We start from the raw sequence: 14,373 nt of genomic DNA, 5'->3' as shown, positions 1-14,373 counted from the left end.
AACCCCGCGCGCGGGACGCAGGTGGCCCCGCCGCCCTCGGGGAGGGCGACGGGGCGGAGCGGGCCGGTCAGCCGGGGAGGATCTTGCGCAGGAAGCGGCCGGTGTGGCTGGCGTCGACCTGGGCCAGGTCTTCGGGGATGCCGGTGGCGACGACGGTGCCGCCCCGGGAGCCGCCCTCCGGCCCCATGTCGATGACCCAGTCGGCGGTCTTGATCACATCGAGGTTGTGCTCGATGACGATCACCGTGTTACCGCCGTCCACCAGGCGGCCGAGGACGCCGAGCAGCCGGCGGATGTCCTCGAAGTGCAGGCCGGTGGTCGGCTCGTCGAGCACGTAGACCGTGCGGCCGGTGGAGCGGCGCTGCAGCTCCGAGGCGAGCTTGACGCGCTGCGCCTCACCGCCCGATAGGGTGGTGGCCGGCTGGCCCAGCCGCACGTAGCCGAGGCCGACGTCGTTGAGGGTCTTGAGGTGCCGCTTGATCGCGGGGATCGCGTCGAAGAACGACAGGCCCTCCTCGATCGGCATGTCGAGGATCTCGGCGATGGTCTTGCCCTTGTAGTGGACCTCCAGCGTCTCCCGGTTGTACCGGGCGCCGTGGCAGACCTCGCACGGCACGTAGACGTCGGGCAGGAAGTTCATTTCGATCTTGATGGTGCCGTCGCCGGCGCACGCCTCGCAGCGCCCGCCCTTGACGTTGAAGCTGAACCTGCCCGGCTGGTAGCCGCGCACCTTCGCCTCGCTGGTGGCCGCGAAGAGCTTCCTGACGTGGTCGAAGACGCCGGTGTAGGTGGCGGGGTTGGAGCGCGGGGTGCGGCCGATGGGCGACTGGTCGACGTGGACGACCTTGTCCACCAGGTCCATCCCGTTGATCCGGGAGTGGCGGCCGGGCACCGTGCGCGCCCCGTGCAGCTCCTTGGCCAGCGAGGTGTAGAGGATGTCGTTGACCAGGGTCGACTTGCCCGACCCTGACACGCCGGTGACCGCGGTGAAGACGCCGAGCGGGAACTCGACGTCCACGCCCTTCAGGTTGTGCTCCCGTGCGCCCTTGACCACGATCTGCCGCTTCTTGTCGCGCTTGCGCCGCTCGGCGGGCACCGCGATGGACCGCCGCCCGCTGAGGTAGGCGCCGGTCAGCGACTCCTCGCTGGACAGCAGCTCACTGACGGTGCCGGAGACGACGACCTGCCCGCCGTGCTCACCGGCCCCCGGGCCGATGTCGACGACCCAGTCGGCGGCGGCGATGGTGTCCTCGTCGTGCTCCACCACGATGAGCGTGTTGCCCATGTCGCGCAGCCGGATCAGCGTCTCCAGCAGCCGCTGGTTGTCGCGCTGGTGCAGGCCGATGGACGGCTCGTCGAGGACGTAGAGGACGCCGACCAGGCCCGACCCGATCTGCGTGGCCAGCCGGATGCGCTGGGCCTCGCCGCCCGCCAGGGTGGCCGCCGCCCGGTCCATGGTGAGGTAGTCGAGCCCGACGTCGAGCAGGAACCCCATCCGGGCGTTGATCTCCTTGACCACCCGGGCGGCGATCTGCGCGTCGCGCTCGGACAGCGTGAGGTCGGACAGGAACTTGGCGCACTCGCCGATGGACATCGACGCGACGTCGGCGATCGACCGGTCGCTCACGGTGACCGCGAGCGTGACGGGCTTGAGCCGCGCGCCCTTGCAGGCCGGGCACGGGATCTCCCGCATGTAGCCCTCGAACCGCTCGCGGCTGGTGTCGCTCTCGGCCTCGGCGTGCCGGCGCTGCACCCAGGGGATGATCCCCTCGAAGGTGGTGTAGTAGGAGCGCTGCCTGCCGTAGCGGTTGCTGTAGCGGACGTGGACCTGCTCGTCGTGCCCGTGGAGCAGCGCCTTCTGGGCCTTCTTGGACAGCCGGCCCCACGGGGTGGCCAGGGTGAACCCCATCGCGTTGCCCAGCGCCTCGACCAGCCGGTTGAAGTAGTCGCTGGTGTGGCCGTTGGACCACGGCGAGATGGCGCCCTCGCCCAGGCTCTTGTCCGGGTCGGGCACCACCAGGTCGGGATCGACCTCCATGCGGGTGCCGAGGCCGGTGCACTCGGGGCAGGCCCCGAACGGGGAGTTGAAGGAGAACGACCGCGGCTCCAGCTCCTCGAACGACATGTCGTCGTAGGGGCAGTAGAGATGCTCGGAGTAGAAGCGCTCCCGGCCGGGGTCGTCTTCCGGCAGATCGACGAATTCGAGAGTGATCGTGCCGCCGGAGAGCTGGAGCGCGGTCTCCACCGAGTCGTTGAGCCTGCGGCGTGCCGACTCCTTGACCGCCAGCCGGTCGACGATCACCTCGATGTCGTGCTTTTCGTACTTTTTCAGGGTGGGCGGCTCCTCAAGCCGCACCACCGTGCCGTCGACCCGCGCCCGGGCGAAGCCCTTGGCCTGAAGCTGGGAGAACAGCTCCGCGTACTCGCCCTTGCGCCCGCGCACGACCGGCGCGAGCACCTGGAAGCGGGTGCCCTCCGCGAGCTCCAGCACCCGGTCGACGATCTGCTGCGGGCTCTGCCTGGCGATCGGCCTGCCGCAGGCCGGGCAGTGCGGCTTGCCGATCCGCGCCCACAGCAGGCGCAGGTAGTCATAGACCTCGGTGATGGTGCCGACGGTGGACCGCGGGTTGCGGCTGGTGGACTTCTGGTCGATGGAGACCGCGGGCGAGAGCCCTTCGATGAAGTCGACGTCGGGTTTGTCCATCTGGCCGAGGAACTGCCTGGCGTATGCCGACAGTGACTCGACATAGCGCCGCTGGCCCTCGGCGAAGATGGTGTCGAAGGCCAGGCTGGACTTACCGGAGCCGGACAGGCCGGTGAAGACGATGAGCGAGTCTCGTGGCAGATCCAGCGAGACGTCTTTGAGGTTGTGTTCGCGTGCGCCACGCACGATCAGGCGATCAGCCACGGTGATCCCGATGTAGGAGGTTGGAAGGGTCGATCCTGCTGCACGGGCAGGTTAGCGGGAGGCACCGACAAAATCTCGCCGACGGCCGCCGGCGCCGTCCACACACTCGGGCGCACAACACCCCACCGCAGGTCACTGGCTTCAACGCGGGGAAGGGGCGGGTTATGCCCGGTGAGCATGATCCGGGTGGGGGAGGATGGGGCGGACCATGTGGGCGGTACGCCCCGACGGCAGCGAGGAGGATCTCCGTGACCTATTCCGGCGACGTCAGCCAGGGCGGCCCCGCCGACGTCCGTGAGCTGGACGACATCACGATCGGCAAGCTGGAGGTGGGCGGCTTCGGCAACAACGCCTACCTGCTGCGCTGCAAGGAGACCGGCGACGGCCTGCTGATCGACGCCGCGGCCGAGCCGGACCGGCTGCTGGAGTGGATCGGCGACGCACCGATCAGCAAGATCGTGACCACGCACCGGCACCAGGACCACTGGCAGGCGCTGGCGCAGGTGCACCGGGCGACCGGCGCGACCGTGGTCGCCCATCCGCTGGACGCGCCGCACCTGCCGGTGCCCGCCGGGCTGGAGGTCGAGCACGGCGACCACGTCACGCTGGGGGTGCTCACGCTGGAGGTGATCCACCTGCGCGGGCACACGCCCGGCTCGATCGCGCTGCTCTACCAGGACGGCCATCTGTTCACCGGCGACTCGCTGTTCCCCGGCGGAGTGGGCAACACCGAACGCGACCCGGCGCGGTTCGCCCGGCTCTTCGGCGACGTCAAAGAGCGGATCTTCGCGCGGCTGCCCGACTCGACGTGGGTCTACCCGGGGCACGGCAAGGACACCACACTGGGCGCCGAGCGCGCGTCGCTGCCCGAGTGGGAGGCCCGCGGCTGGTAGCCCGGGCAGCGGTGCCGCGGGCCCGCCTGGGCGCTCAGCCCAGCCGGGCCCGCTGCTCGCGGCGCTGTTCGCGCTTGAACATCAGCACCCGCAGCGGAATGGCGGTCACCAGCGCGATCTGCATGCTGGCCCCCACCTTGATCAGCGTGTCGCCGCCCTCCGGCCAGGCGGCCCAGATGGTGAGGCAGGCCACGTTGATCATTATCCAGGCGAGCACCACGGCGGCGAGCTGCCCCTTGGGCTTGGGGTACTCGATCCGGCTGACCATCAGCCAGGCCACCGCGAAGATGGCCAGCAACGCGAAGTAGGACGGCGGGAACAGCAGCACCACCGACACCACCGTCATCGCGCCCATCGGGATGGGCAGGCCCATGAAGTCGCCGCTCTTGGTCTTGACGCAGGCGAATCTGGCCAGCCGTACGACGCCGCCGATCAGCACCGAACCGGCCGCGGCGAGCACCAGCCACAGCGGCAGCGCCGAGGAGAACCCCGCCCACATCACCACCATGAACGCCGGCGCCAGCCCGAAGCTGATCACGTCGGCCAGGTTGTCCAGCTCCGCGCCCATCGCCGAGGCCCGAAACCGCCGGGCCACCAGGCCGTCGAACAGGTCGCAGGTGGCGCCGATCAGCAACAGCACCACCGCGGTGGCGAAGTAGCGCGAGTCGGGGGCGAAGGTCCGGGTCTCCTGGAGCTGGCTGATGGCCGACCAGGCGAGCACGCACACCGCCAGGAACCCGCACAGCGCGTTGCCCAGCGACAGCGAGTCGGCGGCCGAGAGGCGGAACGCCTTGCCCACCGGCCCCTTCGGCTCGTCGTCGACTTCACCGGCGGTGTCCACCCGGTGGACGTCGTCCACCGGCCACCCCGCGTCAGCCGTGGTCAAGTCCGGTCACCCCCGCTATGGTCTTCTCACCGACGGTCACCGCAGGGATGATCCCCTCCGGTAGGTAGGTGTCCACCCGTGAGCCCAGGCGGATGAGCCCGATCCGCTCACCGCGCGCCACCTTGGCCCCCGGCGTCAAGTAGGGCACGACCCTGCGCGCCATCGCCCCGGCGATCTGCACCAGCTCGATGTCCCCGAGTGCGGTGTCGAAGTGCCACACAACGCGCTCATTCGCTTCGCTGTCCTTGTTGAAGGCAGGGAGGAACCCACCCGAGACATGCTCTACCGACGTGACGGTTCCAGCAAGAGGCGCACGGTTCACGTGTACGTCCAGCGGGCTCATGAAGATCGCCACCCGGGTGCGGCCGTCCGGCTGCGGGTCGACGCTCAGTACGACGCCGTCGGCGGGCGCCAGCACGCGGGCGGTCCCGGGGACGCGCTCCGGGTCGCGGAAGAACCAGAGCATGCCACCGGTGACCGCCGCCAGCGGGGCCGCCGCGAACGCCCAGCGGCGATCGCGGCGGGTCAGAAGCGACGTCACCGCGGTGGCCGCCACGACGGGCCCGAGCCAGGGCGAGACACCTCGGGCCAGCCGCACTCGACGGGAGAAAGTGGTTCGTGCTGAATCGTGGGACACGGGGAACCTTATGTGAGGATTTCCGGCTATTTGGTCGCCGCCTTCAGAAGGATGTTACCGATCCCACACCCCATAGTTGGCGCAATGAGACAAGCAAAGAGCCTGATACCCCGGGTCGGCTACCCCTGCTGAGTGGTCTGCGGACTGGTGGGAGCGTCCACATCACCGCCCTTGCGCGCGTCGCTGCGCGCCTTGAGCAGGCTGGCCACCGTGGTGACGACCATGGTGACCCCGATGACCGTCAGGGACAGCCAGATCGGCACTTCGGGGGCCCAGGAGACGTGGTTGGAGTGCAGTGCCTCCAGAAGCAGCTTAACCCCGATGAAGGCCAGGATGAACGCCAGACCGTAGCTGATGTACACCAACCGCTGCAGAAGACCGCCCAGCAGGAAGTAGAGCTGGCGCAACCCCATCAGCGCGAACGCGTTGGCGGTGAAGACGATGAAGGCGTCCTGGGTGAGGCCGAAGATGGCCGGGATCGAGTCGATCGCGAACATCAGGTCGGTGGTGCCGATCGCGATCATGACGATCAGCATCGGGGTGACCATGCGCCGGCCGTCCACCTTGACGGTGACCTTGGAGCCCACGTAGTCGTCGGTGGTCGGCAGCGCCCGCCGCGCCCACCTCAGCACGATGTTCTCGTTGACCTCCTCCTCCTTGCCGTGCTGGCGGACGATGCCGTAGGCGGTGTAGAGGAGGAAGACCCCGAACACGTAGAACAGCCAGCTGAAGTTGGCCAGGGCGGCGGCGCCGAGCGCGATGAAGATGCCGCGCATCACCAGGGCGATCAGGATGCCGATCAGCAGCACCTTGTGCTGGTACGCCTTGGGGACGGCGAACCGGCTCATGATGATGAAGAAGACGAAGAGGTTGTCGACGCTGAGGCTGTACTCGGTCAGATATCCGGCGAAGAACTCGCCCGCCTTCGCGCCTCCCGCCAGCACCCACATGCCGATCCCGAAGAGGGCGGCGAGGGCCACATAGAATCCGACCCAGAACCCGGCCTGGCGCATGGAGAACTCTCGGGGTTCTCCCCTGTCCACGATCCAGAGGTCCACGGCCAGCACGACAAGAAGGCCGCCGATCACGGCGGCCCATGCCCACACGGATACGTCCACGTTCGATTAACCTCCGGCGTGCGTGACAGACTGCCGGAGGTCTCTCCCGCCCGCGGAAAAGGCATGGCGGACCGACAGCCCCGGGGGCCTCGTGGGGTGAGGCGGCACCGTGATGACGAGACAGTCGCGAAAGGGATACTCCCCCCCTAACCCACGCAGTATAGGTGACAGGCGGGGTGGTACCTAATCTCGCAGGCCCGAAGCCGTCCCCAGGATAGACCGGTAGACGGCCAGGGCCGCAACCACCGCGTCGTCCTCGCCGGGAAGCGCCGCGCCGCGCCGCGCCGACGCCTCGGCCAGCCGCGCGGCGAGGCCGGGTTCGCCGAGCACCCGCCGTACCGCCCCGGCCAGCGCCGCGACGTCGCCGTACGGCACCAGCAGCCCCGCCTCCCCGACCATGCCGGGAAGCCCGCCCACCGCGGTCGCGATGACCGGGCGACCCGCCCGCAACGCCTCCTGAAGGCTGAGCGGCTGGCCCTCCCAGCGGCTCGGCACGACCACGGCGTCGGCCGCCGCGAGCAGGTCGGGGATGTCGGCGCGGTCGCCGAGCAGCCGCACCGGCAGGCCCTCGGCGGCGATCCTGGCTTCCAGCGGCCCGCGCAGCGGCCCGTCGCCGGCCACCACGAACAGCGCGTCCGGCACCGCCGCGGCCACGTCGAGCAACGTCTCCAGCCCCTTCTGCTGGGCGAGCCTGGCCACGGTCAGCAGCAGCGGGCGGCCCGCGGGCACGCCCAGCTCGTCCCGGGTCCGTCCCGGCGAACGGCCCGCGGCCGGCAACGGCGGCGCCGGGACGACGGCGGGCACCACCCGGCGCGCCCCCAGGCCGGTCATCCGCGCCCCCAGATCCGGGGAGACCGGCAGGACCACCTCGGCCCTCCTGGCCACGACCCGCTCCAGCGCCCGGTACACCGCTCCCACCGCTCCTCCGGCGGTGAGCGCGTTGTGCAGCGTCACCGCGACGGGCACCCGCCGCCCGGTGAGGGCGAGCGCGGCCAGCGCCCCGGCGCGCAGGCCGTGCGCGTGCACCAGGTCCGCCCCCGCCCCGCGCAGCGCCGCCATGGCCCGCAGGTCGCTTCCCGGACGCGGCCGGTCCGCGATCGGCACCGCCAGGAAACTCGCGCCCACCTCGGTGAAGGCGAACCGCTCCTGGGTCTCGCGCGGCCCGGCCACCCCCACCCGGTGCCCCCGGCGCGCCAGGCCGGACGCCAGGGTCCGCACATGCCGTCCGACGCCGCCCGCGCTGGTCCCCAGCACGAGCAGAATCCGCGCGTCATCCATCCACTCGCTCCTCGATCGCCTCGCCGCGCCCGCCGGGCCGTACCTTCGCAAGGGCCGCCAGCGCGTCGCGCCGGTCCACCAGCACCGCCACCGCGCCGCCGGCCACCGCCGCCGCCAGGCCCGCGAGCAGGGCGGGCGGCACGTTGGCCCACACCCCCGCGGGCGTACCGGACAGGGCCACCACACCGGCCCCCGCCGCGTACGCGGCCAGCCCGCCGAGCAGCGCGGCGGCCCCCGCCCTGCCCATCCCGCGCAGCGCGGCCCGCCCGCGCGTCCGCAGCACCGCGACCGCGAGCACCAGCCCGCCCGCCGACATGCCCACGGCCGCGCCGAGCGCCAGCCCGGCGATGCCCCAGCCTGGCGGCATGGTCAGCGTGAACACCGTCTGGGCGGCCATCATCACCAGCCAGCCCGCGACCGTGCCGACGGCGGCGGCCCGGCCGTGCCCGGCCGCGTACAGGACCTTGCCCAGATGCGCCATCAGCGCGTATCCGGCCAGGCCGGGCGCGAACAGCGTGAGCGCCCGGGTCAGCTCGCCCGGATCGACCTCGCTGACCGCGCCGCCCAGGAAGATCGGCGCCACCGGTGTGGCCACCGCCGCCAGCATCCCCGCCGCGAGGCCGGAGACCAGCAGCACCGCCCGGCTGGTGGCGGCCGACGCCGCCGCGAACCCCGCCGTGTCGCCGCCCTGCGCGCGGGTGGACAGCAGCGGGAACGCGCTGGTCGCGATCGGCAGGGCGAGCACCGCGTACGGTACGTGATAGATCGCCCACGCGAAGTTGTAGACGACGATCGCCCCCCCGCCGACCCCCCGGTTGGCCAGCACGACGGTCAGCGCCATCGCGGCCTGCTGGGCGAGCAACGCGGCGAGCCCGGCCATCGCCAGCCGCCTGACCACCGGCCCGACCCCCTCGGGGAACCGGAACGTCGGCCGCAGCCGCAGCCCGAGCCGGGCCGCCGGACCGATCACGGTGAGCACGAGGGCCAGTACGCCGAGCGTCGTGCCCACGGAGAGCACCAGCTCGGCGGGCCGCGGCACCACGAGCGGATCGGTCACCTCACCACGGAACGGAACGAACAACAGGTAGGCCACGATCATCACGATGCTCGACACCAGCGGCGCCACGGCGGCACCGGCGAACCGCCGGTGGGCCTGGAGCACGCCGTACAGCACCACGGCCACCCCGTACAGCGGGATCTGCGGGGCGAAGACGACGAGCATCCGCGTGGCCACCGCCACCACGGCAGCCGGGTCGCAGTTGTCGGGATGGCCGGTGAACAGCCGGATCACCGGCTCGGCCGCCAGCGCGGCGACCACGGCGAGCGGCACCAGCACGGCCACCACCCAGGTCAGCAGCGCCGAGGTGACATGCCGCACCGTGGCGCGGTCGGCCGCCGACGAACGGGCCGCGGCGGCGGCCAGCACCGGCACCACCATCCCGGTCAGCGCCCCGCCGACCACCACCTCGAAGACCATGTTCGGGATGTGGTTGGCGGTGAAGTAGGCGGTGGACAGGCAGTTGGTGCCCACGGTGCGGGCCAGGGCGAGCTGCTTGCCGAATCCGGCCAGCCGGGCCACGACCGTGATGACGCCGATGAGCACCGCCGCCCCGGCCACTCCCTGCCCGAGCCGCCGCAACACGGTCTGTTCAGACCCCCGAAGGCTCGACCGAATCGACCGGCTCGACCGGCTCGGCCTGGTCGGCCTTCTTGGGCTCCACCGGACGGCGGCCGAGCATGTCGAGCCGGTTGAGGGTCGGGTTGGCGGCGATGACCTTGGTGAAGCTGACCTTCTCCGAGGCCGCGGTCAGCGCCGCGACGGTGCCGAGCACCGCCAGCCGGCCCGGCCGGCCGAGCGTGGTCACCGCGGCCAGGCCGAGCAGCGCGCCCAGCGCGTTGGCGCCCGCGTCGCCGAGCATGGCCCGCTCGCCGAGGTCTTCGGGCAGCAGGGCCGCGGCGGCGCCCAGCGGCACGGCGACCGCGACCGCGGCGGCCGGGGAGCCGCGCAGCACCGAGGCGGCGAGCAGCGGCCCGCCGGTCAGCAGACCGACCTTGATCGCCCGGCCGGGACGCAGGTCGAACAGGTTGGCCAGGTTGGCGCAGCCGGCGATGGCCGCGCCGTTGAGGACCGTGTCCAGCGGCCCGCGCGAGACCAGGGCGGCGGCGGCCAGGCCGGCCCCGCCGATGCCGAGGATCTTCACGGCGCCGCTGGTCACCTCACCCCTGGCCAGCGCGCCGAGGTGGCCTTTGAAGCCCTTGGAGGACGCCGCGCCGTACAGGTCGTCGTAGGCACCGAGGGCGCCGCTGCCCACGCCGGCCAGCAGCGCGGCGGCGCGGACCTTGGGCGGCAGGCCGGGGACGACGGCCGCCGCCGCGCCTGCGCCCGCCGCGAACGCGGGACCCTCCAGCAGGGTGATCGGTTCGCCACGGTGGTTGGTCCTGGTCCAGGTCGCCTCGCCGCGGGGCGGACGCCGGCGCAGGGCGGCGTAGGCGGTGCGGGCGGCGACCGCGCCGAGCACGGTGCCGAGCACGGCGCGGGCGGCGGCGGACAGTCGGGGACGGGCGGCCATGGTCAGCCTCCGGATGAGCTGCTGGGGGTGGACGTGGGTACGGGCGACGGCCCGACGGACGAGGCACCGGTGCCGATGCCGTACTGCCCCGCGCCGCCGGAGAGCTGCTCGCGCAGAGCGTAGACCAGTGTGACGCGTCCTGTGGGTTGTTCGCCGTTGTCGACGCTGGAGACCGCGGCCGCCGCCTCACTGGAGTCGCGCAGCGCGGCCACGATCCCGCCGGGCGAGGCCGAGGCCACCGGCCCGGTGAGCACCGTGCCCCGGTCGGCCGCGTCGAGCCCGCGGGCCAGGGCCACGACCGCGGCGTTCTGTGCCTCGGCGTGCTCGCCCTCGAACGGCTCGCCGGGCGCGAGCACCACGGCCAGCGAGGCCCGCAGCGCGGGATCGCCGCGCATCGTGATCAGCGCCCCCTCCTGGAAGGCCCCGAGCACGCCGGCCGCCGCCGGGTTCTCCCTGCCCACCTGGGCGCTGTCAGAGGTGACCACCGCCGCCGCGAGCACCGCCGCCGCCTTCTCGTACGGCGTGGCGTCCACCGGGAACGTCATCTCGGCGGGCTTGGCGGTCATCGCGAGCTGGTCGATCACCCCGCTCTGCCGCGGGTCGAGGGACTTCTCGGTCAGCGCGACCTGACCGCTGACCGCCGCGTCCGCGTCCTCCAGCACCTCCTGCACCGCCTCGCGGTCGCTGGTGGTGACCCCGGGCAGCTCCACGATCAGGACACGCTCGCCGTCCAGCTCTCCCTGGACGAGCCTGCGGGTCTGCCCGGAGATCAGCGCGTCGTTGCCGCGCTCGCGAAGCTGCAGATCGGTGATCTGCTCCTGCAGCCCGGCGTTGCGCTGGCGCACCTGCTCGACGGCGGTGTTGGCCACGTAGATGGCCGGGTCCTGGAGGAACGTCGAACCGAGCACGATCCCCACCGAAAGGGCGAGGAAGACCGCGACGATGGAGACGAGGTGATAACGGAAATCGATCACGAGAAGAGTCCGACCAGCCAGAAGATGAAGGCGTTCCAGAAGTCCCGCAGGCCCTCCAGCCAGATCTGGCCGACCGGCGAGATCCGCAGCGCGACTCCGAAGGTGACCAGCGTGGTGATGACGAGCAGCAGGAGGGAGGAGTTGGAGATCCGGCTCCGGTAGAGCCTGCTGACGCCCTTGGCCTCGATGAGCTTGCCGCCCACCCGGAGCCGGGTCAGGAAGGTGCTCGCCATGCCCGAGCGGCCCTTGTCCAGGAACTCCACGAGCGTGTTGTGCGTGCCGACGGCCACGATCAGGTCGGCGCCCTTGTCGTCGGCGAGCAGCATGGCGATGTCCTCGCTGGTGCCGAGCGCGGGAAAGACCACCGCGTCGCGGCCCAGCCTGCGCACCCGCTCCAGGCCGGGGGCGCGGCCGTCCCGGTAGGCGTGCACGACCAGCTCGGCCCCGCAGGTGAGGGCCTTGGTGGAGACGGAGTCGAAGTCACCGACGATGACGTCGGGAAGGTAACCGGCCTCCAGCAGCGCGTCCGCGCCGCCGTCCACGCCCATCAGGACCGGCCGGTACTCCCTGATGTAGGGACGCAGCGTGGCGAGGTCTTCTTTGTAGTGGTAGCCCCGCACCACGATCAGGACGTGCCTGCCCTCCAGCGAGGTGCGGATCTGTGGCACGCCCACGCCGTCGATGAGCAGGTCGCGCTCGCGCCTGACGTATTCCATGGTGTTGGCGGCGAACGCCTCGATCTGCACCGACAGCCCGGCCCTGGCCTCGGCCATCGCCGCCTCGACGGTCTCGGTGGTCTGGACGTCGCCCTTGCCCACGACCTCGTCGCCGAGGTAGATCACGCCGTCGTTGACCCGGACCACGTCGCCGTCTCTGATCCGCTCGAACAGCTCGGGGCTCGCGTTGTCCACGAACGGCACGCCCGACTCGATGACGATCTGCGGGCCCAGGTTGGGATAACGCCCGCTGATGCCGGCCGCGACGTTGACGACGGCCGCCGCCCCGCACGCCACGAGCGCCTCCGCGCTGACCCGGTCGACGTCGACGTGATCGATGATCGCGATCTCACCGGACTTGAGGCGCTTGGTCAGCCTCTTGGTCCGCCGATCGATCCTCGCCACTGCCGTCACCCCGGGAAGGTCGTCTGCCTTCCAGCGGCGGAGGCCCGGAACCCTCATGGTCGGCACCTTCATCACGCCCATCCTGCCAGAGTGAACGACTTCACCGGCGCCGCACGGCGTGGCGTGTCGGATATGTCACATGGAGTAATGGAATCGAATCGCCTCGGTGCACAGAAGCGGACAATGCCCGGGAACTCCTGCGTCATGCGCGATCGGCGGCGGCGATCGCGAGGAGTTCTTCGGCGTGCGCCCGGCCCAGCTCGGAGTCCTCCAGCCCGGCGAGCATCCGGGACAGCTCCTTGACCCGGCCCTCGTGGTCGAGGGTGACCACGCCGCTGCGGACCACGCTGCCGTCGCTCGCCTTCTCCACCACCAGGTGCTGGTCGGCGAACGCGGCCACCTGCGGCAGGTGGGTCACCACGATGACCTGCGCGGTACGGGCCAGGCTGGCGAGCCTGCGGCCGATCTCGACCGCCGCCTTGCCGCCCACCCCCGCGTCCACCTCGTCGAAGACGAACGTGGGCACCGGGTCGGCACCCGCGAACACCACCTCGATGGCCAGCATGACCCGGCTCAGCTCGCCGCCCGAGGCGCCCTTGCCGAGCGGCAGCGGCGGCGCGGCGGGGTGCGCCGACAGGCGCAGTTCCACTTCGTCGAGCCCGTGCGGGGCGAAGTCGGCGGCCTGGGAGAGCTGCACCACGATCCGGGCGTGCGGCATCGCGAGAGCGGCCAGCTCCCTGGTCACCGCCTCGCCGAAGCGCTGCGCCGCCGCGGTGCGGACCCGCGTCAGATCGCCCGCCAGGGCGGTGAGCCGGTCGGTCAGCTCGTCGTACTCGCGGGTCAGCTCCTCGATGCGGTCGTCGTCGCCCTCCAGCTCGGCCATCCGGGCGGCGGCGCGCCCGGCCCATTCGAGCACGGCCGCGGCGTCTTCGCCGTACTTGCGGGTCAGGCCCGCGAGCTGCGCCCTGCGCTCCTGCACGGCGGCCAGCCGCAGCGGGTCGGCGTCGACCGACTCGGCGTAGGCGGCCAGTTCGGTCGCCACGTCGGAGACCAGGTATCCGGCCTCCGCGAGCCGGTCGCCCAGCCCGCCGAGGGCGGGGTCGAAGTCGCGTACCGCGTCCACGGCGGCGCGGGCCGCGCCGAGCAGCGAGATCGCGTCCTGGCCGGTCTCGGCGCCGCTCATCGGGTCGCCGAGCAGCGCGCCGTGCGCCGTGGTGGCGGCCGTGCGCAGCGCGTCGGAGTGGGACAGCCGCTCCTCCTCCTCGCGCAGCTCGGTGTCCTCGCCGGCCTTGGGATCGACCTTCTCGATCTCCTCCAGGCCGAACCTCAGCACGTCGGCCTCCTGGGCGCGCTCGCGCGCCTTGGTGGTCAGCTCGGCGAGCCGGCCCGCGACCTGCCGGTGGCGGTTGTAGGCCAGCTCGTAGGCGCGCAGCGGTTTCACCAGCTCCTCGCCCGCGTAGCGGTCGAGGGCGGCGCGCTGCCTGGCGGGCTGGAGCAGCCGCTGCTGGTCCATCTGGCCGTGTACGGCCACGAGGTCGTCGGCGAGGTAGGTGAGGGTGCCGACGGGCACCGTGCGCCCGCCCAGCCAGGCGCGGCTGCGGCCCTCGGCCGAGACCGTGCGGGCGATGATGAGCTGCCCGTCGTCGACCTCGCCTCCGGCGTCCTCCACCTGCTGGGCGACCCGGCCACCGGCCTCGACCAGCAGGGTGCCCTCGACCCTGGCCCGATCGGCCCCCGGCCGCACCCGCGAGGGATCGGCGCGCCCGCCGAACAACAGGCCGAGCCCGGTCACCACCATCGTCTTGCCCGCGCCGGTCTCGCCCGTCACGACGGTGAAGCCCGGCGAAAGCTCCAGCACGGCCTCGTCGATCACGCCGAGACCGCCGATACGGACCTCCTCGACCCTTGGTCGCACTGGTCCCTCCCGTCACATACCAGCCACCGAACGCGTGTGCGGCGCGTGCCAGACGATCCTACGCGCTTCCGGC

General features: G+C 71.9%; 11 protein-coding genes. 1 reads left to right on the top strand and 10 read right to left on the bottom strand.

Features of this window, described 5'->3' with window-relative positions:
• Window positions 1–67: 67 nt before the first annotated feature.
• Window positions 68–2,908, bottom strand: a complete 2,841-nt coding sequence (gene uvrA, locus ACH34R_RS30190; RefSeq protein WP_397564922.1) for an excinuclease ABC subunit UvrA — start codon at window positions 2,906–2,908, stop codon at window positions 68–70.
• A 248-nt stretch (window positions 2,909–3,156) separates the two neighbouring features.
• Here uvrA and ACH34R_RS30185 point away from each other — a divergent pair, with 248 nt between their 5' ends.
• The gene (locus ACH34R_RS30185) at window positions 3,157–3,801 is read left to right on the top strand and encodes an MBL fold metallo-hydrolase (protein WP_397564921.1); all 645 of its coding nucleotides are present in this window, start codon (window positions 3,157–3,159) and stop codon (window positions 3,799–3,801) included.
• A 34-nt stretch (window positions 3,802–3,835) separates the two neighbouring features.
• Here ACH34R_RS30185 and pssA read toward each other — a convergent pair whose 3' ends face one another.
• The 9 genes from pssA to recN all read right to left on the bottom strand — a co-directional run bounded on the left by pssA (window position 3,836) and on the right by recN (window position 14,300).
• Window positions 3,836–4,687 carry a CDP-diacylglycerol--serine O-phosphatidyltransferase gene (pssA, locus tag ACH34R_RS30180; RefSeq protein WP_397564920.1) on the bottom strand — a complete coding sequence of 284 codons (852 nt, stop codon included), beginning with the start codon at window positions 4,685–4,687 and terminating at the stop codon, window positions 3,836–3,838.
• Window positions 4,674–5,324 (bottom strand): phosphatidylserine decarboxylase, encoded by a 651-nt coding sequence (locus tag ACH34R_RS30175; RefSeq protein ID WP_111170558.1) that lies wholly within the window; start codon window positions 5,322–5,324, stop codon window positions 4,674–4,676. The genes pssA and ACH34R_RS30175 overlap by 14 nt, the downstream gene beginning before the upstream one ends.
• Window positions 5,325–5,443: 119 nt before the next feature.
• Window positions 5,444–6,442 (bottom strand): TerC family protein, encoded by a 999-nt coding sequence (locus ACH34R_RS30170; RefSeq protein WP_397564919.1) that lies wholly within the window; start codon window positions 6,440–6,442, stop codon window positions 5,444–5,446.
• 183 nt (window positions 6,443–6,625) lie between these two features.
• Window positions 6,626–7,720, bottom strand: a complete 1,095-nt coding sequence (locus ACH34R_RS30165; RefSeq protein WP_397564918.1) for a glycosyltransferase family 4 protein — start codon at window positions 7,718–7,720, stop codon at window positions 6,626–6,628.
• Window positions 7,713–9,362 (bottom strand): murein biosynthesis integral membrane protein MurJ, encoded by a 1,650-nt coding sequence (gene murJ, locus ACH34R_RS30160; protein WP_397564917.1) that lies wholly within the window; start codon window positions 9,360–9,362, stop codon window positions 7,713–7,715. The genes ACH34R_RS30165 and murJ overlap by 8 nt, the downstream gene beginning before the upstream one ends.
• A gap of 7 nt (window positions 9,363–9,369) precedes the next feature.
• Entirely contained in the window at window positions 9,370–10,290 is a 921-nt protein-coding gene (locus ACH34R_RS30155) for a hypothetical protein (protein WP_397564916.1), read from the bottom strand.
• A 2-nt stretch (window positions 10,291–10,292) separates the two neighbouring features.
• On the bottom strand, window positions 10,293–11,264 hold the full coding sequence (locus tag ACH34R_RS30150) for a copper transporter (protein WP_397564915.1): 972 nt from the start codon (window positions 11,262–11,264) through the stop codon (window positions 10,293–10,295).
• The gene (gene steA, locus ACH34R_RS30145; RefSeq protein ID WP_111170383.1) at window positions 11,261–12,457 is read right to left on the bottom strand and encodes a putative cytokinetic ring protein SteA; all 1,197 of its coding nucleotides are present in this window, start codon (window positions 12,455–12,457) and stop codon (window positions 11,261–11,263) included. The genes ACH34R_RS30150 and steA overlap by 4 nt, the downstream gene beginning before the upstream one ends.
• A 130-nt stretch (window positions 12,458–12,587) precedes the next feature.
• Window positions 12,588–14,300 carry a DNA repair protein RecN gene (recN, locus tag ACH34R_RS30140; RefSeq protein ID WP_397564914.1) on the bottom strand — a complete coding sequence of 571 codons (1,713 nt, stop codon included), beginning with the start codon at window positions 14,298–14,300 and terminating at the stop codon, window positions 12,588–12,590.
• Window positions 14,301–14,373 lie beyond the last annotated feature (73 nt).

The sequence above is a fragment of the Spongiactinospora sp. 9N601 genome (assembly GCF_044326295.1).
Classification (GTDB): Bacteria; Actinomycetota; Actinomycetes; order Streptosporangiales; family Streptosporangiaceae; genus Spongiactinospora; species Spongiactinospora gelatinilytica.
The sequence above is the reverse complement of the archived record's forward strand: the minus strand, read 5'-3'. Positions and strand labels throughout refer to the sequence as shown.

Bases quoted from the DNA above. Each gene is read 5' to 3' on its own strand.
- ACH34R_RS30155 (WP_397564916.1), bottom strand. From the start codon at position 10,290: ATGGCCGCCCGTCCCCGACTGTCCGCCGCCGCCCGCGCCGTGCTCGGC.
- steA (WP_111170383.1), bottom strand. From the start codon at position 12,457: ATGAAGGTGCCGACCATGAGGGTTCCGGGCCTCCGCCGCTGGAAGGCA.
- ACH34R_RS30165 (WP_397564918.1), bottom strand. From the start codon at position 7,720: ATGGATGACGCGCGGATTCTGCTCGTGCTGGGGACCAGCGCGGGCGGC.